17 protein-coding genes and 1 riboswitch are annotated in these 19,008 nt (G+C 70.2%); of the genes, 9 read left to right on the plus strand and 8 right to left on the minus strand.

Features of this window, described 5'->3' with window-relative positions:
• Window positions 1–87: 87 nt before the first annotated feature.
• Both AB0K80_RS05205 and nagB read left to right on the plus strand, forming a co-directional pair.
• Entirely contained in the window at window positions 88–840 is a 753-nt protein-coding gene (locus tag AB0K80_RS05205; RefSeq protein ID WP_365665989.1) for an SDR family oxidoreductase, read from the plus strand.
• A 122-nt stretch (window positions 841–962) separates the two neighbouring features.
• Window positions 963–1,748: a glucosamine-6-phosphate deaminase gene (gene nagB, locus AB0K80_RS05210; RefSeq protein WP_365665991.1), complete on the plus strand. Its 786-nt coding sequence runs from the start codon at window positions 963–965 to the stop codon at window positions 1,746–1,748.
• Window positions 1,749–2,204: 456 nt separating this feature from the next.
• Here nagB and AB0K80_RS05215 read toward each other — a convergent pair whose 3' ends face one another.
• The 4 genes from AB0K80_RS05215 to AB0K80_RS05230 form a co-directional block, all read right to left on the minus strand.
• A complete protein-coding gene (locus AB0K80_RS05215; protein WP_365665993.1) occupies window positions 2,205–3,731 on the minus strand; it encodes a glycoside hydrolase family 3 protein in 1,527 nt (508 codons plus the stop codon).
• A 7-nt stretch (window positions 3,732–3,738) separates the two neighbouring features.
• On the minus strand, window positions 3,739–4,569 hold the full coding sequence (locus AB0K80_RS05220) for a carbohydrate ABC transporter permease (RefSeq protein WP_365665995.1): 831 nt from the start codon (window positions 4,567–4,569) through the stop codon (window positions 3,739–3,741).
• A complete protein-coding gene (locus AB0K80_RS05225; protein ID WP_365665997.1) occupies window positions 4,566–5,561 on the minus strand; it encodes a sugar ABC transporter permease in 996 nt (331 codons plus the stop codon). The genes AB0K80_RS05220 and AB0K80_RS05225 overlap by 4 nt, the downstream gene beginning before the upstream one ends.
• Window positions 5,562–5,638: 77 nt before the next feature.
• A complete protein-coding gene (locus AB0K80_RS05230) occupies window positions 5,639–6,904 on the minus strand; it encodes an extracellular solute-binding protein (protein ID WP_365665999.1) in 1,266 nt (421 codons plus the stop codon).
• Between the two features lie 345 nt (window positions 6,905–7,249).
• Between AB0K80_RS05230 and AB0K80_RS05235 the strand changes: the two genes are divergently transcribed.
• The 6 genes from AB0K80_RS05235 (at window position 7,250) to AB0K80_RS05260 (ending at window position 14,377) form a co-directional block, all read left to right on the plus strand.
• Complete coding sequence (locus tag AB0K80_RS05235) at window positions 7,250–8,014, plus strand: GntR family transcriptional regulator (RefSeq protein WP_365666001.1); 765 nt, start codon at window positions 7,250–7,252, stop codon at window positions 8,012–8,014.
• Between the two features lie 201 nt (window positions 8,015–8,215).
• Entirely contained in the window at window positions 8,216–8,482 is a 267-nt protein-coding gene (locus AB0K80_RS05240; RefSeq protein WP_365666003.1) for a DUF3311 domain-containing protein, read from the plus strand.
• The gene (gene mctP / locus AB0K80_RS05245) at window positions 8,479–10,107 is read left to right on the plus strand and encodes a monocarboxylate uptake permease MctP (RefSeq protein WP_365666005.1); all 1,629 of its coding nucleotides are present in this window, start codon (window positions 8,479–8,481) and stop codon (window positions 10,105–10,107) included. The genes AB0K80_RS05240 and mctP overlap by 4 nt, the downstream gene beginning before the upstream one ends.
• A gap of 84 nt (window positions 10,108–10,191) precedes the next feature.
• The gene (locus AB0K80_RS05250) at window positions 10,192–10,698 is read left to right on the plus strand and encodes a GNAT family N-acetyltransferase (protein WP_365666006.1); all 507 of its coding nucleotides are present in this window, start codon (window positions 10,192–10,194) and stop codon (window positions 10,696–10,698) included.
• A gap of 78 nt (window positions 10,699–10,776) precedes the next feature.
• Window positions 10,777–10,855, plus strand: a riboswitch (cobalamin riboswitch).
• 145 nt (window positions 10,856–11,000) lie between these two features.
• Window positions 11,001–13,367: a ribonucleoside-diphosphate reductase subunit alpha gene (locus tag AB0K80_RS05255; protein ID WP_365666008.1), complete on the plus strand. Its 2,367-nt coding sequence runs from the start codon at window positions 11,001–11,003 to the stop codon at window positions 13,365–13,367.
• A complete protein-coding gene (locus AB0K80_RS05260) occupies window positions 13,367–14,377 on the plus strand; it encodes a ribonucleotide-diphosphate reductase subunit beta (RefSeq protein WP_365666010.1) in 1,011 nt (336 codons plus the stop codon). Before AB0K80_RS05255 ends, AB0K80_RS05260 begins: the two co-directional genes overlap by 1 nt.
• Here the strand turns inward: AB0K80_RS05260 and AB0K80_RS05265 are convergent.
• On the minus strand, window positions 14,290–14,529 hold the full coding sequence (locus AB0K80_RS05265) for a hypothetical protein (protein WP_365666012.1): 240 nt from the start codon (window positions 14,527–14,529) through the stop codon (window positions 14,290–14,292). The genes AB0K80_RS05260 and AB0K80_RS05265 overlap by 88 nt on opposite strands.
• 93 nt (window positions 14,530–14,622) lie before the next feature.
• On the opposite strand from AB0K80_RS05265, the gene AB0K80_RS05270 reads away from it, so the two are divergent.
• Window positions 14,623–15,585 carry a helix-turn-helix domain-containing protein gene (locus AB0K80_RS05270; protein ID WP_365666014.1) on the plus strand — a complete coding sequence of 321 codons (963 nt, stop codon included), beginning with the start codon at window positions 14,623–14,625 and terminating at the stop codon, window positions 15,583–15,585.
• Window positions 15,586–15,587: 2 nt separating this feature from the next.
• On the opposite strand, the gene AB0K80_RS05275 is transcribed toward AB0K80_RS05270, so the two are convergent.
• From AB0K80_RS05275 to def, 3 genes are all read right to left on the minus strand, one after another.
• Window positions 15,588–16,967, minus strand: a complete 1,380-nt coding sequence (locus AB0K80_RS05275; protein WP_365666016.1) for a cytochrome P450 — start codon at window positions 16,965–16,967, stop codon at window positions 15,588–15,590.
• Complete coding sequence (gene cyc1 / locus AB0K80_RS05280) at window positions 16,964–18,049, minus strand: epi-isozizaene synthase (RefSeq protein ID WP_365666018.1); 1,086 nt, start codon at window positions 18,047–18,049, stop codon at window positions 16,964–16,966. Before cyc1 ends, AB0K80_RS05275 begins: the two co-directional genes overlap by 4 nt.
• 283 nt (window positions 18,050–18,332) lie before the next feature.
• Complete coding sequence (def, locus tag AB0K80_RS05285) at window positions 18,333–18,983, minus strand: peptide deformylase (protein ID WP_365666020.1); 651 nt, start codon at window positions 18,981–18,983, stop codon at window positions 18,333–18,335.
• Window positions 18,984–19,008: the final 25 nt, after the last annotated feature.

Genomic DNA, 19,008 nt, shown 5'->3' on the forward strand with positions numbered 1-19,008 from the left:
TTTTATAGCGGGCACTAGATAAATGTCGGCGGACCGGTGTACGGTTTTTCCGTAGCGACCGTTACGAAATTACGGAGGGGTGCGGACATGGGTGTGCTCACGGGCAGGACGGCGCTGGTCACCGGCGCGAGCAGGGGGATCGGGCGGGGGATCGCCGAGCGGCTGGGCCGCGACGGGGCGCGGGTCGCGGTCCACTACGGCAGGAACGAGACGGCGGCCAAGGAGACGGTCGCCGCGATCGAGGCGGCCGGCGGGTCGGCGTTCGCGATCGGCGTGGAGCTCGGCGTGCCCGGTGACGCCGAGGCGCTCTGGGCGGAGTTCGACCGGTACGCGGACGGGCTGGACATCCTGGTGAACAACGCCGGGATCGGCAACACGCACCCCATCGAGCAGATCGACGAGCGGGAGTACGACCAGGTCTTCGCGGTGAACGTGAAGGCGCCGTTCTTCCTCGTCAAGCACGGCCTGGACCGGCTGCGGGACGGGGGCCGGGTCATCAACGTCTCCTCGGGTCTGGCGCGGACCGCGCTCATGCCCGACAACATGGCGTACGCGATGACGAAGGGCGCGCTGGACGTGCTCTCCCGCGACCTGTCCAAGGTGCTGGGCCCTCGGGGCATCACGGTGAACTCGGTGGCGCCGGGGATCATCGACACGGACAACACGGCCGGGCTGCTGTACGGAACCGAGGACGGCTGGGCACGGGCCGCGGCGATATCGGCGCTCGGCCGGGTGGGCGAGACGGCCGACGTCGCGGACGTGGTGGCGTTCCTGGCCTCGGACGCGGGGCGGTGGGTGACGGGGAGCTGGGTGGACGCGACGGGCGGCTCACTGACGTGACGCATGGGTCCGGCGGTATCCGGCCAGGACCATTGCGGACAGCCCTCTGCTAGATTGGTCTAAACCACATTGCCCGTCCGGGTCCCTCGCAGCGCCCCTCTTCTCAGATCGGCAGGCCCACCGTGGAAGTTGTCATCGTTCCGGACGCCAAGGCGGGCGGCGAACTCGTCGCCGAAGCCATGGCACAGTTGCTCCGGCGCAAGCCCGACGCCCTGCTCGGCGTGGCCACCGGCTCGACTCCGCTGCCCGTGTACGAGGCGCTGGCGGCGAAGGTGCGCTCCGGTGCCGTGGACACCTCACGCGCTCGGATAGCCCAGCTCGACGAGTACGTGGGGCTGCCCGCCGACCATCCGGAGTCCTACCGCTCGGTGCTGCGCCGCGAGGTGCTGGAACCGCTCGGGATCGGCATGGACAAGTTCATGGGCCCCGACGGCACGGCGCAGGACGTGCCGGCGGCCTGCGAGGCGTACGACAAGGCGCTCGCCGACGCCGGAGGTGTGGACCTCCAGTTGCTCGGTATCGGGACCGACGGGCACATCGGGTTCAACGAGCCGTGCTCCTCGCTCGCCTCGCGCACCCGGATCAAGACGCTGACCGAGCAGACCCGGATCGACAACGCGCGTTTCTTCGACGGCGACATCGAGCAGGTGCCGCACCACGTGATCACGCAGGGCATCGGCACGATCCTGGAGGCCCGTCACCTGGTGCTGCTCGCCACGGGCGAGGGCAAGGCCGACGCGGTCGCCGCGACCGTGGAGGGGCCGGTCGCCGCGATCTGCCCGGCCTCCGCGCTCCAACTGCACCCGCACGCCACGGTGGTCGTCGACGAGGCCGCCGCGTCCAAGCTCAAGCTCGCGGACTACTTCCGGCACACATACGCCAACAAACCGGAGTGGCAGGGCATCTGAGACGCGCCGCTCGCGGGGCACCAGCAGAGCGGCGCGGCGGATGCCGGGGCGGTCGGGCGGGCATTCCGGGAGCTCAAGGGGTGGTTGACCGGAGGCGGCCTGGGGGTCGTCGGGCCGGGCCACGTGGGTTGGGCGGGGAACCCATGGGGCCGGGCTTGGGGAGTGGCCTGCCCGGGAGGCCGTTGCTCCTCCGTCCGGGAGCGGCCTGCACGAGAGCCTGACGACGATTGCGCCCAGAGCCGCGGAGCGGCCTCCCGGAGCCCCCCATAGTGGCTGGGCCTGCGCCTGGAGCGGCCGCCCGGGAGCCTCCCATGGCAGGCAGCCAAGGCTCATCGAGCGGCCTCGCGGGTACCCGACCCGCTGCCCAGGCGGGAGACCCAAGAGGGCGGCCTGGCAGCAAGCCGGGCAGGCCAGGGCATGCCAGGGCCAGCCAGACAGCGGCCCCGAGTGCCCTGCCTACACCCCCGCGATGACCTCCGCCGCCGCCCGGCCGCAGACGCGGGCCGCGCCGTGGGTGGCGAGGTGGAGGGCGCCGCGGGGGGCTGCCTGGGGGACCCCCATCTCGACCACGATCGTGTCGGGGCGCGCCGCCAGCAGGATGTCGAGGGCCGCGGCCATCCACGGGTGGCGGTGCTCGTCGCGGACGACGGCGACGACGCGGCGCGGGCCGGCCGCCGCGAGGGCCGCGTGCCCGGCCCGCTCCCCGTCGGCCCGGCCGTCCCCGTCCCCGTCCGCGCCAGGGCTCGCCGCGAAGTTGCCCGTCTGCGTGCCCGGCAGGAGGTGGCCGAGCTCCGCGGCCACGCCCCACGGGGTCTCGTCGCCGACCGCGATGTTGGCGACCGGGGTGAAGGCGGCGACGTACGGGGGTTCGGTCAGGGGGGTGAAGCTCGCCGCGCCGGTCACCGTCAGGGCGCGGCGGGCCGCGCGCAGGCCGACCTCACCGCCCGGGGCGGCTGCCGCGGGCGCGGCTCCGGTGGCCGTCCAGCGGGCCAGGCGGCGGACGCGTTCGGCCGCGTCGGCGAGGCGTTCCTCGGGGAGTTCTCCCGAGCGCACCGCGGCGACGAGGGCGTCCCGCAGCCGTCGGACCGTGGCGTCGTCGGCGAGGCCGCCGCCCACGCAGATCGCGTCGGCGCCGGCCGCGAGGGCAAGGACGCTGCCGTGCTCGATGCCGTAGGTGTCCGCGATAGCGCGCATCTCCATGCCGTCGGTCACGATCAGGCCGTCGTAGCCGAGTTCGCCGCGCAGGAGGTCGGTCAGGATCGGCCGGGACAACGTTGCCGGGCGGTCGGGGTCCAGGGCCAGGACCAGGATGTGGGCGCTCATCACCGCCCGGGTGCCGGCGGCGATGGCGGCCCGGAACGGGGCCAGCTCACGGTCGGTGAGGACCGAGGCGGGTACGTCGATGCGGGGCAGGGCGAAGTGGGAGTCCACCGCGGTGTCGCCGTGGCCCGGGAAGTGCTTGGTGCAGGCGGCGACTCCGGCCGACTGCAGGCCCTGGACGTAGGCGGCGGTGTGCCGGGCGACCAGGTCCGGGTCGGCGCCGAAGGACCGTACGCCGATCACCGGGTTGGCGGGGTCGGAGTTGACGTCGGCCGACGGGGCCCAGTCGAAGTTCACCCCGCAGGCGGCGAGCCGGCGGCCGAGCTCGGCGGCCACCTGCCGGGTCAGCTCCACGTCGTCGACGGCGCCGAGGGCGTGGTTGCCAGGGAACGAGGAACCGGTGCGGGCCTCCAGGCGGGTGACGTCGCCGCCCTCCTCGTCGACGGCGACCAGGACGTCGTCCCGCTCGGCGCGCAACTGGGCGGTCAGGGCGGCGAGCTGACCGGGTCCGGCGATGTTGCGGCCGAACAGGCCCACCGACGCCAGGCCCTCCCCCAGGCGGCGCAGCAGCCAGTCGGGGGCGGTGGTGCCGGTGAAGCCGGGCTGGAGGACGGTCAGCGCGTCGCGCGTGAGGGTGTCGGTGCCGCTGGCGATTGTCGTCATGGGGGCGTTATCCCTTCACGGCGCCCGCGGTCAGGCCGCTGACGGCCCGGCGCTGGAGGAAGACGAAGAGGATCAGGATCGGGAGGGCGAACAGGGACGAGGCCGCCATCGTGGCGCCCCAGTCGTTGCCGAAGACCGTCTGGAAGCTGGACAGCCACAAGGGCAGGGTCTGCGCCTGGGCTTCCTTGTTGAGAACGAGGACGAGCGCGAACTCGTTCCAGGCGGTGATGAATCCGAAGAGGGAGGTGGACATCAGGCCGGGGCCGAGCAGCGGCAGGATGACCCGGCGGAAGGCCGTCAGGCGGGAGCAGCCGTCGACCATCGCGGCCTCCTCCAGCTCCTTCGGCACGGCGGCGACGAAGCCGCGCAGCGTGAGGAGGGTGAAGGGCAGGATCATCATCGTGTAGAAGAGCGTCAGCGGCACGAGGCTGTTGAGCATCGACGCGTCCCGCACGATCATGTACATCGCGATGATCATGACCTCCCAGGGCGCCATCTGGGCCAGCATGAAGCCGATCACGAAGCCGCGCCGTCCCCGGAACCGCATCCGCGCCAGGGCGAACGAGCCCGCGAGGGCGATGACCAGCGAGAAGACCACCGCGAGGACGGTCACGACCAGCGAGTTGGTGACGAAGGTCCAGAAGTGGTCGACGCCGGTCGCGGTGCGGAAGTGCTCGAGGGTGACGTCGGTCGGGAACCAGACGGGGTCCTCGGAGATGATGTCGCCGGTCGGTTTGAAGGCCGTGGCGAACATCCAGTACACGGGGAAGACGAAGCCGGCGAAGAGCACGACGGCGGTGATGTTGGGCCACAGGCGGCCGACGAGCGAACGTCTCACAGCGCGGTCTCCTCTTCTCGTTCCTGCTTGAGCACGATCCTGAGGTAGGAGGCCGTCAGGCCGAGCAGGATCAGGATGGTCAGGACCGCGATCGCCGCGCCCATGCCGTAGTGCTGGTTGCCGACGCCCTCGATGTAGGCGTACACGGGCAGGATCTCGGTGAGCCGGTCGGGGCCGCCGCCGTTGATGGTGAGCACCTGCACGAACGCCTTGAACACCCAGATGATCTCCAGGAACGTCGTGGCGTAGAGGAAGGGCCGCAGGAACGGCAGGGTGACGGTGGTGAAGCCGCGCCAGGCGCCCGCGCCGTCCAGGGCGGCGGCCTCGTACAGCTCGGCGGGGATGGTGGTGGTCGCCGCGTAGAGGTTGATCGCGACGAACGGGATGGACTGCCAGACGATCAGCACGGTGACGACGAAGAAGGTCGACATCTGGCCGCTGGTCCAGCTGTAGTCGGCCATCGCGTGCCAGCCGAACCGGTCCAGGACCCAGTTGACGACGCCGAAGCGCTGGGCGAACAGCCACTGGTAGACCGTCGTGGCGGCCACGACCGGCATCGCCCAGGCCAGCACCAGGCCGATCATCAGCGTCACCCGCATGCGCCGGCCGAGGCGGGCGAGCAGCAGGCCGGTCAGCGCGCCCAGCACCATGATCAGGGCGACGTTGACCGCCGTGAACAGGATGGAGCGCAGGGTGACCCGCCAGAAGTCCTCGCCGGTGAGGACCTCGGTGTAGTTGTCGACGCCGTTCCACTCGGTGACGTGCTGGATCAGCTGCGCCATGTTGAGGTTCTGGAAGGACAGCAGCACGTCCTTCAGCAGCGGCCAGCCGAGCAGCAGCACGGTGGCCGCGCAGGCCGGCAGCAGCAACAGGTACGGAGCGAGCGCGCCGGCGCGTGACGCGGCTCGCGGGGGTGGCCCACCCGGTGCTGCGCCGTCCTTCGCCAGTGCGCCCGCCGGGCCGGAGGGCGGCCGTTCGGTCTGCACGGTCATGCTCGCGCTCTCTTCTCCTCGACCTGCGTGCGCCGGGGCGGGACCACACGCGGTGTTCCCGCCCCGGCCCGGCGTCGTCAGCTCCGCTGCGCCAGGCGCTTGTTGAACTCGTCCTCGACCTGCTGCGCGGCGGCGGCCGGGGACTTGCCGTTCAGGACGGCGGTCATGTACGTCTTGATCGGGTTGGGCGGGTTCTCGACCGCGGCCCACTCGGGGATCAGCGGTGTGGTGCCGCCGCCCGCGGCGGCCGGCGCGGCGGCCTCGGCAGCGGGGTTGCCCTTCAGGTTCGACTGCAGCGACTCCTTGTTGGGGATGACGCCGTTGAGCTTGGCCAGCCGGCCCTCGTACTGGTCGGACAGGGCGATCTTCAGGAACTCCTTGGCGAGCTCCTGCTTCTTGCTGCCCGCGGCGACGGCGAGGTTGGAGCCGCCGAGGAAGACGCCCTCGGGCTTGCCGGCCGTGGCGCCCGGGATGGTGAAGTAGCCGATGTCCTTCTCCAGTTTCGGGTTGGCCTTGGTGGCGATGCCGGCCTCCCAGCCCATGCCGATGAAGGCGCCGACGTTGCCCTTGGCGAAGACCTCGCCCTGCTGCGGGGTGGCCTCGTCCTTGTCCTTGGGGGCCTTGGACAGCGCCTGGAACTTCTTGTACGTCTCCATGGCGGCGGCGACCTTGGGGGCGGCGAGGTTGGAGACGTACCTGTCGCCGTCCTTCTTCACCAGCTCGCCGCCCTCGCCGACGACGAGACCGACGAAGTGGTACCAGTTCTGGCCGGGCAGGTAGATCGGCTCGGCGTCGGTCTTCTCGCCGATCGTCTTCAGGTCGGCGTAGAACTCGTCGCGGGTCTTGGGGGTGTCCTTGATGCCGGCCTCGGCCCAGATCTTCTTGTTGTAGAGGACCACGCGGTTGGCGAAGTACCAGGGCGCCGCGTACTGCTTGCCCTCGTAGATCGAGGAGGCGTTGAGGGACGGGGTCCAGTCGGCGCCGATCTCGGCCTTCAGGTCGGCGAGGTCCGCGAGGCCGCCGGTCTTGGCATAGGCCGGGGTCTGGGTGTTGCCGATCTCGAAGACGTCCGGCGGGTTCTCCTCCGACAGGGCGGTGGTGAGCTTCTGCTGGATGCCGTTCCACTGCTGGACCTTGAACTCGGCCTTCGCCTTGGTCTTCTTCTCGAAGGCGGCGGCCACGTCCTTCTGCCACTGGTCCGGGGAGGAGCCGTCCATCACCCACACGGTGAGGGTCTGGCCGGCGTACCCGTCCGCCCCCGCCTTGTCGTCGCCGCCCCCGCACGCCGCGATCGAGATCATCATGCCCGCGACACCGATCGCGGATATCAGCTTGCGCTTCACGCCACCCTCCTCAGGGATGCCACACCCCCCTGCCCAGGGGCCGGGACCTGGACCAATGGTGTAGACCAGTACGGGGAGCTTGGACCAGACCAGGAAGGGTGTCAAGGGTGACCGAACGGCCTCTGACCAGCCGTTATGGGACCTACATATGCAGGAACCTTTAAGTAAGAAGCCATCGAAAACCCGGGCCGGACAGGGCACACTGCCACTAGACCACTCACCTTGTGGACTAGACCAGAAGAGTCGGCGACGGTATACAGAAGGGATCACGCAGCGTACAGAGAGGATGCCGGTACGCTGCCTGCCACGAATGTGAGCCGCATACGGAGCCTGGGAAGGCGGAGCATGAGCACCGACGTCAGCAGTGCGGAGAACGAGATCGGGGCGACCGTCCGTACCGCACGCGTGCCCAAGTACTACCGCCTGAAGAAGCACCTGCTCGACATGACCGAGACCCAGGCGCCCGGCACGCCGGTGCCGCCGGAGCGCACGCTGGCCGCGGAGTTCGACACCTCCCGCACCACCGTCCGCCAGGCCCTGCAGGAACTGGTCGTGGAGGGCCGGCTGGAACGCATCCAGGGCAAGGGCACCTTCGTCGCCAAGCCGAAGGTCTCCCAGGCGCTGCAACTCACCTCCTACACCGAGGACATGCGCGCCCAGGGCCTCGAACCGACCTCCCAGCTGCTGGACATCGGCTACATCACCGCCGACGACCGCCTCGCCGAACTGCTCGACATCACGCCCGGCGGACGCGTCCTGCGCATCGAGCGGCTGCGCATGGCCAACGGCGAGCCGATGGCCATCGAGACGACCCACCTCAGCGCCAAGCGCTTCCCCGCGCTGCGGCGCTCACTGGCCAAGTACACCTCCCTCTACACCGCGCTCGCCGAGGTGTACGACGTGCATCTGGCGGAGGCCGAGGAGACCATCGAGACCTCCCTGGCCACCCCGCGCGAGGCCGGGCTGCTCGGCACGGACGTGGGCCTGCCGATGCTGATGCTCTCCCGGCACTCCCTCGACCGGGATGGCCGGCCGGTGGAGTGGGTGCGGTCCGTCTACCGGGGCGACCGCTACAAGTTCGTGGCCCGGCTGAAGCGGCCGCAGGACTGACCCCGGGTCCCCGCGGCAGCCGGGCCGCTGCGGGGCACGCCGGCCACGTCCCGCCCGGCGCGCACCGGGCAGATGGGCGCGCGAGGTCCTCCCACCGAAGAACGCGGACCGTTATGCGGACGAGGGGTTCCTTTCCCGCCGCACCCTGACCTAGATTTCCAGCGCATTGCACCGGTGATCACTGAGGGGACGGAGCCGCCGATGTCGAAAGCCCCAGAAGTCAGCAGAGGACCGGTGGTGACGCCCGTGCGCGTCGTCATCGCCCTCTGCCTCATAGCGCCGTTCGTGGCGATGCTGTGGGTGGGTTCCTACGCCAAGACCGACCCGGCCTTCCTCGGCATCCCGTTCTTCTACTGGTACCAGATGGCCTGGGTGCTGATCTCCACGGCGCTGACCGGCATCGCGTACCAGCTCTGGCAGCGTGACCGGCGCGCCCGCTCGGCGCACCAGGGAGGTGCGTCCGAGTGAAGGACGGCGTGAACGGCGTGGCACTCGCCGTCTTCATCTTCTTCTTCCTGCTCGTCACCGCCCTGGGCTTCCTGGCCGCGCGCTGGCGCAAGGCCGAGAACGAGCACAGCCTCGACGAGTGGGGCCTGGGCGGCCGGTCGTTCGGCACCTGGATCACCTGGTTCCTGCTCGGCGGCGACCTGTACACGGCGTACACCTTCGTCGCCGTACCGGCGGCGATCTACGCGGCGGGCGCGGCCGGCTTCTTCGCGGTGCCGTACACGATCCTGGTGTACCCGCTGATCTTCACCTTCCTGCCCCGGCTCTGGTCGGTCTCCCACCGCCACGGCTACGTCACCACCTCCGACTTCGTGCGCGGCCGGTGGGGCTCGAAGGGCCTGTCGCTGGCGGTGGCGCTCACCGGCATCCTGGCGACCATGCCGTACATCGCGCTGCAGCTGGTGGGCATCCAGGCCGTGCTGGACGTGATGGGCGTGGGCGGCGGCGAGAACACCAACTGGTTCGTCAAGGACCTGCCGCTGCTGATCGCCTTCGGTGTGCTGGCGGCGTACACCTACTCGTCGGGCCTGCGGGCGCCGGCGCTCATCGCCTTCGTCAAGGACACCCTCATCTACCTCGTCATCGCGGTGGCGATCATCTACATCCCGATCAAGCTGGGCGGCTTCGACGACATCTTCGCCAAGGCGGGCGAGGCGTTCGGCCAGACCAACCCGGCGACCGGCAAGCCGCGCGGGGCGCTGGTCCCGCCGGAGGCGGGGCAGTGGACGTACGCCACCCTGGCGCTGGGCTCCGCGCTCGCGCTTTTCATGTACCCGCACTCGATCACGGCGACGCTGTCCTCGCGCAGCCGTGAGGTGATCCGCCGCAACACCACGATCCTGCCGCTGTACTCGCTCATGCTCGGTCTGCTGGCGCTGCTGGGGTTCATGGCGATCGCGGCGGGCGTGAAGGTGCAGAACGGGCAGCTGGCCATCCCGCAGCTGTTCGAGACGATGTTCCCGGACTGGTTCGCGGGCGTCGCCTTCGCCGCCATCGGCATCGGCGCGCTGGTCCCGGCGGCCATCATGTCGATCGCCGCCGCGAACCTGTTCACGCGCAACATCTACAAGGACTTCATCAAGCCGGACGCGACGCCCGCGGAGGAGACCCGGGTCTCCAAGCTCGTGTCCCTGCTGGTGAAGGTCGGCGCGCTGGTCTTCGTCCTCACCATGGACAAGACGGTCGCCATCAACTTCCAGCTGCTGGGCGGCATCTGGATCCTGCAGACCTTCCCGGCCCTGGTCGGCGGCCTGTTCACCCGCTGGTTCCACCGCTGGGCGCTGCTGGCCGGCTGGGCGGTCGGCATGGTCTACGGCACGGTCGCCGCGTACGGGGTCGCCTCGCCGACCCAGAAGCACTTCGGCGGCTCGGCGAAGGAGATCCCGGGCATCGGCGAGATCGGCTACATCGGCCTGACCGCGTTCGTGCTGAACGTGCTGGTCACCGTGGTCCTCACGGTCGTGTTGAAGGCGCTGAAGGCGCCCGAGGGCGTCGACGAGACCAAGCCGGAGGACTACACGGCCGACGCGGGCGACCCGGGCGTGCAGGTGGAGCTGCCGCCGGCGACGGCGGGCTCCGCGCACTAGGGAGCAGCAGGGATACGTGAGCCCACGGGCCGCCGGAGGACATCCGGCGGCCCGTTGTCGTAGCGGTCCGGCACACTCGGCTCCATGGACATCGTGATCAGGCCAGCCGTCCCCGACGAGTACACCGCCCTCGGCGACCTCACCGCCCAGGCCTACCTCCGCGACGGCCTCCTGGACTTCGGGGAGAGCGACGCGTACCTCGGTGAGCTCAAGGACGTGGCCAAGCGGGCGGCCGCCGCCGAGGTCCTGGTCGCGGTGGAGGGTGACGCCCTGCTCGGCGGCGTGACCTTCGTACCGTCCGGCGGTCCGATGGCCGACATAGCCGGCCCCGGGGAGGCCGAGATCCGCATGCTCGCCGTCGCCCACACGGCCCGCGGCAGGGGCGCCGGGGAGGCGCTGGTGCGCGCCTGTGTCGACCGCGCCCGGGCCACGCCAGGCTGCGTCCGCGTCGTGCTGTCCACCCAGCGCACCATGCACGCCGCCCACCGCATCTACGCCCGGCTGGGCTTCACCCGCACCCCCGAGCGGGACTGGAACCCGCTCCCGGACGTCGACGACCTCACGCTCCTCACCTACGAGTTGACGCTGTGAAGTCGCCCGCGACACAACATATGGGGGCGTGATCCTTACGCGGCACTAGATGTATGCTCATGCTCGCTGTCGCCGCAGGGGAATCCGGTGCGAATCCGGAACTGTCCCGCAACGGTGTACTTGTGCATGTCCGTGCACAGGAGTCAGTCCGAGGACCTGCCGACAGCGCACCCGGCCGTCCGGCCGGTGTGCCCTGACGTCCGGGCCTCGTGGAATGGGCCGGTGGACGCGACGCCGTGTGCGCTCGTGTGCTGCCCCCTGCCCTCGGCGAGGCCCCTTGCCGAGCGAGGGAGAGCCCCCACGTGACCATCGCGCCCGCAGATCCGGCTTCAGCGACCCCGGATCCAGCAGCCCCGGCCGAGACCGACGGCCCCGGGGCCGCGCTGCTGCGGACCCTGAGCGAGCTGACCGCCGACCTCCCCGACGCCGACCCCGGCCGGGTCGCCGCAGCCGCGCTGCGCGGCCGGTCCGCGCAGGCGGACGAGACGGAGCTGCGCGAGCTGGCCACGGAGGCGGCGGCCGGCCTGATCTCCGAGGACCCCGCCTACTCCCGGCTCGCCGCGCGGCTGCTGACGATCGGCATCCGCGCCGAGGCCGCCTCGCAGGGCGTCACGTCGTTCACCGAGTCGGTCGCGGTGGGGCACGCCGAGGGGCTCATCGCCGAGCGGACGGCGGAGTTCGTACGGCTGCACGGCGCGCGTCTGGACGCGTTGATCGATCCCCGGGCCGACGACCGCTTCGGCTACTTCGGCCTGCGCACCCTGCACAGCCGCTACCTGCTGCGCCACCCGCTCACCCGCAAGGTCATCGAGACGCCCCAGCACTTCCTGCTGCGCGTGGCGGCCGGGCTCGCCGAGGACGACACCGGCCGGGCGGTGGAGGAGGTGGCGGCCCTGTACGAGCTGATGAGCCGCCTGGACTACCTCCCCTCCTCCCCCACCCTGTTCAACTCCGGTACGCGGCACCCGCAGATGTCGTCCTGCTACCTGCTGGACTCCCCGCTCGACCAGCTGGACTCCCTCTACGACCGCTACCACCAGGTGGCCCGGCTGTCGAAGCACGCCGGCGGCATCGGCCTGTCCTACTCCCGCATCCGCTCCCGCGGTTCGCTGATCCGGGGCACCAACGGGCACTCCAACGGCATCGTGCCGTTCCTGAAGACCCTCGACGCCTCGGTCGCCGCCGTGAACCAGGGCGGCCGGCGCAAGGGCGCCGCGGCGGTGTACCTGGAGACCTGGCACGCCGACATCGAGGAGTTCCTGGAGCTGCGCGACAACACCGGCGAGGACGCCCGGCGCACCCACAACCTCAACCTCGCGCACTGGATCCCGGACGAGTTCATGCGCCGCGTGAACGCCGACGCGCAGTGGTCGCTGTTCTCCCCCTCGGACGTGCCCGAGCTGGTCGACCTGTGGGGCGAGGAGTTCGACGCCGCCTACCGCAGGGCCGAGGCGGCGGGCCTGGCGAGGAAGACCCTGCCCGCCCGCGAGCTGTACGGCCGCATGATGCGCACCCTCGCGCAGACCGGCAACGGCTGGATGACCTTCAAGGACGCCGCCAACCGCACCGCCAACCAGACCGCCGAGCCCGGCCACGTCGTGCACTCCTCCAACCTCTGCACGGAGATCCTGGAGGTCACCAGCGACGCGGAGACGGCGGTCTGCAACCTGGGGTCGGTGAACCTCGGCGCCTTCGTGACCGACGGCGACCTCGACTGGGAGCGGCTGGACGCCACCGTCCGCACCGCCGTCACCTTCCTCGACCGGGTCGTGGACATCAACTACTACCCGACCGAGCAGGCGGGCCGCTCCAACGCCAAGTGGCGCCCGGTCGGGCTCGGCGCGATGGGCCTGCAGGACGTCTTCTTCCAGCTGCGCCTGCCCTTCGACTCGCCGCAGGCCAAGGCCCTGTCCACCCGCATCGCCGAGCGGATCATGCTCGCCGCGTACGAGGCGTCCGCCGACCTCGCCGAGCGCAGCGGCCCGCTGCCGGCCTGGGAGAAGACCCGTACCGCCCGGGGCGTGCTGCACCCCGACCACTACGACGTGGAGCTGACCTGGCCGGAGCGCTGGGCCGCCCTGCGTGAGCGGATCGCCACCGTCGGCCTGCGCAACTCCCTGCTGCTGGCCATCGCCCCGACCGCCACCATCGCCTCCATCGCGGGCGTGTACGAGTGCATAGAGCCGCAGGTGTCCAACCTGTTCAAGCGCGAGACGCTGTCCGGCGAGTTCCTCCAGGTCAACTCCTACCTGGTGGACGACCTGAAGAAGCTGGGCGTCTGGGACGCCCGCACCCGCGAGGCGCTGCGCGACGCCAACGGCTCGGTGCAGGACTTCGCCTGGATCCCCGAGGACGTACGGCGGCTGTACCGCACCGCCTGGGAGATCCCGCAGCGCGCCCTGATCGACATGGCGGCGGCCCGTACGCCGTTCCTGGACCAGTCCCAGTCCCTGAACCTGTTCATGGAGACGCCGACCATCGGCAAGCTCTCCTCGATGTACGCGTACGCCTGGAAGTCCGGGCTGAAGACGACGTACTACCTGCGCTCGCGCCCGGCGACCCGCATCGCCCGCGCCGCCCGAGCCGCCGTCCCCGTGCAGCAGCCGGCCCCCGAAGAGGCCGTCGCCTGCTCCCTTGAGAACCCCGAGTCCTGCGAGGCCTGCCAGTGATGCCCAGCAACCAGAACCTGCTCGACCCCGGCTTCGAGCTGACTCTGCGCCCCATGCGCTACCCGGACTTCTACGAGCGCTACCGGGACGCCATCAAGAACACCTGGACCGTGGAGGAGGTCGACCTCCACTCGGACGTCGCCGACCTCACCAAGCTCTCCCCCGGCGAGCAGCACCTCATCGGCCGCCTGGTCGCCTTCTTCGCCACCGGCGACTCGATCGTGGCGAACAACCTGGTGCTGACGCTGTACAAGCACATCAACTCCCCCGAGGCCCGCCTGTACCTGAGCAGGCAGCTGTTCGAGGAGGCCGTCCACGTCCAGTTCTATCTGACGCTGCTGGACACCTACCTCCCCGACCCGGACGACCGGGCGGCGGCCTTCGCGGCCGTCGAGAACATCCCGTCCATCCGGGAGAAGGCCGAGTTCTGCTTCAAGTGGATGGACTCGGTGGAGGAGATCGACCGCCTGGAAACCCGGGCCGACCGCCGCCGCTTCCTGCTCAACCTCATCTGCTTCGCCGCGTGCATCGAAGGCCTGTTCTTCTACGGCGCGTTCGCGTACGTGTACTGGTTCCGCAGCCGGGGCCTGCTGCACGGCCTGGCGACCGGCACCAACTGGGTGTTCCGTGACGAGACGATGCACATGTCCTTCGCGTTCGACGTGGTCGACACCGTCCGCAAGGAGGAGCCGGAGCTCTTCGACGACGCCCTGCAGCAGCAGGTCACCGACATGCTGAGGGAGGCCGTCGAGGCCGAGCTGCAGTTCGCGCGCGACCTGTGCGGTGACGGCCTCCCGGGCATGAACACCGACTCGATGCGTCAGTACCTGGAGTGCGTCGCCGACCAGCGGCTGACCCGCCTCGGCTTCGCCCCGGTGTACGGCTCCGAGAACCCCTTCTCCTTCATGGAGCTCCAGGGGGTTCAGGAGCTGACCAACTTCTTCGAGCGGCGTCCCTCGGCGTACCAGGTGGCGGTGGAGGGCACCGTCGACCTGGACGAGGACTTCTGACCCTCCGGGACCCTGCGGGCCTCCTGGGCCTCCCTGAGCTGGCGGTCGATGCGCCGGTCGCGCACGATGCCGATCACCGCGGGGAGGACCAGGAGGACCAGCATTCCGAGGACCGTGATCATTGCGGTCAGTGCCTGCGTGTATGTCTCCATGGACACCACTGTCGCGCGGTTCGCTCCTTACCGACAGTGGCAGGACTGCCGCACACCCTCGAATTACTGCCACGGCCGAGGCACACTGGAGGCATGCTCCAGAACGTGGCCGCCGTCCTGCTCGACGGTGTGAACCCCTTTGAGCTCGGCGTGGTCTGCGAGGTGTTCGGCACCGACCGCAGCGACGACGGGCTGCCGGTGTACGACTTCGCCGTCGCCTCCGCCGAGGGCCCGGCCCTGCGCAGCGACACGGGCTTCTCGCTGCGGGTCGACCACGGCCTGGACCGGCTGGAGTCGGCCGACCTGATCGCCGTACCGGCGGGATCGTGCTACGAGACGCGGGAGTTCCCGCCGGAGCTGCTGGACGCCCTGCGCGCCGCGGTGGAGCGCGGTGCCCGGGTGCTCAGTGTCTGCTCCGGAGTCTTCGTGCTGGCCGCGGCCGGGCTGCTCGACGGCCGGCGCTGCACGGTGCACTGGCGGCACGCCGACGCCCTGGCCCGGCGGTACCCGCACCTGGTGGTCGAGCCGGACGTGCTGTACGTCGACGAGGACCCGGTGATCACCTCGGCCGGCACCGCCGCCGGGATCGACGCCTGCCTGCACCTGGTCCGCAAGGAACAGGGCCCGGAGGTCGCCAACAAGATCGCCCGGCGGATGGTGGTGCCGCCGCACCGGGACGGCGGCCAGGCCCAGTACATCGAACGCCCGCTGCCGGCCGTGGAGGGCGACACCATCGGCGAGGTGCTGGCGTGGATGGAGCGGCACCTCGACCAGGAGGTCACCGTCGAGCAGCTCGCCGCCCGCGCCCACATGGCGCCGCGCACCTTCGCCCGCCGCTTCCACCAGGAGACCGGCACCACGCCCTACCGCTGGATCCTGCGGCAGCGTGTGCTGCTGGCCCAGCACCTGCTGGAGGCGACGGACGAGACGGTGGACGCGGTCGCGGGCCGAACGGGCTTCGGCACCGCGGCCGCGCTGCGCCACCACTTCGTACGGGCGCTGGGCACCACGCCGAACGCCTACCGCCGCACGTTCAGGGGGCCGGAGGCCGCCTGAGCTCAACCGGCCTGCCTGGGCACCGGCGTCAGCAGCAGCCGGTGCGGGCGCAGGGTGATGCCCACCCGGGTGGCCCCGTTGGAGCCGGGCACCTCCCGGAAGCGGTACTTGGCGGCCACGGCCGCCGTGATCAGCGTCAGCTGCGCCATGGAGAAGTGGTCGCTCGGGCACTTCCGGTTGCCGACACTGAACGGGTTCATGGCGTATTTCGGCACGTCCTCGGCGCGCTCCGGAAGCCACCGGTCCGGGTCGAAGTCGAGGTGGTGCGCGTACGACCTGGGGTCGCGCTGGATCGCGAACGGGCTGTAGATGATGTCCGCCCCGGCCGGAATGCGATACCCGCCCAGCTCCGTGTCGGTCACCGCCCGCCGCGTCAGAATCCACACGGCGGGGTGCAGCCGCATGGCTTCGACGACGACATTGTTGGTGTGGGTGAGCTTGCGGACGTCCTCGAATGCCACCGGACGCCCGCCGGTGACGGACCGGACTTCCTCGCAGATGCGGTCCGCGTGTTCCGGGTGCTCGGTGAGCACCAGCAGCAGCGACATGATCGTGGAGGCGATGGTTTCGCTGCCCGGGGTGAGGATCGCGACGACCTGGTCGTGGATCTCCTGTTCATCTATCGGGTCGCCATTCTCGTCCTTGGCCTCCAGCAAAGCCGTCAGCAAATCGTCCGGCTTTTGACCGGATGCGCGGCGCTCGGCGATGATCTCGTCGACGAGGGAATGCAGATCGGCCAGTGCCCGGTTGAATTCCCGGTTGGCCGGAAACGGCAGCTTGTACAACGGGCCGAGGGGGACCACCATCCGCCGGTACATCCCCCGGAAGACCACGGCGAGGGCGGTGCACAGCCGCTCCGCCCGCTCGTCCATGTACTTTCCGCGCAGCAGGCAGCGGGCCGCGACGCGCACGGCGACCCGGAACGCCTCGGAGGTGCAGTCGATGGTCTGCCCGGGCTGCCAGCGCTCGGTCAGCGCGTGCGCCTCCTCCTCCATGATCGGGCCGTAGGCGGGGATGGCGCCGAGCCGGAAGGCCGGCTGGATGGTGCGCCGCTGGCGGCGGTGGAGCGGGCCGTTGGCGGTGGCCACCCCCTTCTTGCCGAGCAGGCCCTCCAGGGACTCCCACAGCGGCCCGGCGATGATGTAGTCCGGGCTCAGGGCGACGGCGCCGGTGAGCTCCGGGGTGGTGGGGGCGTAGACGGTCTTCGGTCCCAGCTTGAGGCGTACGACGTCGCCGTGGTCCCGCAGTTGGGACATGAAGGCCAGCGGGTCGCGCACCAGTTTCCAGCCGTGGCCGAGGCCGGGCACGCCACCGCCCGCGACGGGCGGCTCACGCAGCTCCGCGGCCGCAGCCGCTTCGGGTGTGACGGACTCGACGGTCATTTCTCACCTGCCGCTTCGTTGTTGACGTAAGGGGGCGTGGACCGGTCGTCCCAGCTGTCGACCATGTACCGGCCGGACTCGTGGTGGAACCAGTAGACCGAGCTGAACCAGTTCCGCATATTGCCGACACAGGCCCGCACGGCGGAACTAAGTTCCTTTCCGCGTACGGTGCCGTCGGCGAGGGCGTCGGCGAACTCCAGGGCCTCCTTCTCCGCGGTCAGGAATGCGGATATGCATTCCTCGACGCGGCGCCTGACTTCCCCGATCGCCTCTTCCAGCGTCATTTGCTCATGGGTGATGAGACTGATGCCGAGATTGTGCACCTCGTCGCCCGCGATTTCCTTCGGCAGCGAGCACAGGTCGTTGTACCAGGCGGCGAATTCCTGGCTCAGCAGCGCCGCCCGGCGGTACGCCGGGTGTTTCCTGACCCGGTCCGGGAGTTCGCATCCCGCGCTCGGCTCCAGCAGGTCCGTCCAGATCCAGTGCGCGAAGGTGAGCCGGCGCAGGCGGAGGTACTCCTCGACGGTCGGGACGACCCCCTCGGTGCGGTTGCGGAACTCCCGGTCGTACGCCTCGATCACCGCGTGGAAGTGACGTGCGAAACGCGCGTTCCAGGTCTCGGGCAGGAACGCGTACAGCCGCAGCACACTGTCCGCGAGCCCGGCGACCACGGGGTCCTCGTGGTGCAGATGGTCCCGGGGGGCGTCGAGGGCGCTGTGCAGCCGGTCCCTCAGCCGCCGCCAGGAGGCGGCCCGGCCGTGGACGATGTCGCGGTCGTGCCGGTCGTCCCAGACGAAGAACCACGCGCTGTAGTCCGCGATCGCCTGGAGGACCTCGTCGGCGGCACCGAGGTAGTAACCCGCCATGAGGTCGGTGTAGCACAGGCCGTCGGCATATTCCTCCACCTTGTCCGCGGGCATGAGCCGCTTTTCCAGGAGCCACGCCCGGGTCTTCTCCTGGAGCCTCGGCCAATACGGGTGAAGTCGCCGGGGAAACGCCGCCTCGATCACGGGGAGTGCGAGCGACGGTGGAACAGCGATCCCGGTCGGTGTCGATGTGGTGCCGTGTGACAAAGCATGCACGAACAAACCCCTCTCAGCCGCCAGTCGGCGACACGCCCCTCCCGCTGTGCCGGGCGTGCGCCGTTGCGTAGCCCCGCTCATCCCATTCAGCACCACAACTGACCGTTCTGGGAACGGATTTGCTTCATTCACCACCCCGCGGGTGCCGAGAACCTCCTGTTGCCTGACTGGAATCGGATCACTGGCGGAGCAGGAGCGATCGAACGTGCGACGGACAGACGAACGGCGCCTGGCCGGGAAGGGATTCCTGACCAGACGCCGTGCGGGTGGGGATGGTGAGGTGTCAGTCGTTGGCGACCACGGGGTAGCGGGGCTCGTTCTCGGCCATCTGCCGCAGCGCGTCCTTGCGCTCCCGCTTGGAGAGCCGGTCGATGTAGAGGTAGCCGTACAGGTGGTCCGTCTCGTGCTGCAGACACCGTGCGAAGTAGCCGGTGCCGCGCACCTTGATCGGGTTGCCCTTCTCGTCCTGGCCGGTGACCTCGGCGTAGTCGGGCCGGGCGAGCGGCGCGTACGCGGTGGGCACCGACAGACAGCCCTCGTTGCTGTCGTCCAGCCGGCGCTGGTCGGCGGGCAGTTCGACGAGCTTGGGGTTGCAGACCACGCCGACGTGCCGCACGCCCTCGTCGTCCGGGCAGTCGTAGACGAAGACCTTCAGGTCCACCCCGATCTGGTTGGCGGCCAGGCCCACGCCCTCGGCGGTGCGCTGCGAGGCGAACATGTCCGCCACCAGCTGCTGAAGCTCCTCGCCGAACTCGGTGACGTCCTTGCACTCCCGGTGCAGCACCGGGTTGCCGACCACGGTGATCGGCCGCGAGGTGCCCCGCTCCCGCCAGGCCGCCTCGCGCTCCTCGCAGTCCTCCGTGTCGATGACGTACCCCTCGTCGTCTACGGGGAGCACGCCCGCGTGCTGCTGATCGGTGTCCTGCTGAGCCATGACCGACGTACGCCTTCCTTCAAAA

Source organism: Streptomyces sp. NPDC052682 (genome assembly GCF_040678435.1).
Taxonomy (GTDB): domain Bacteria; phylum Actinomycetota; class Actinomycetes; order Streptomycetales; family Streptomycetaceae; genus Streptomyces.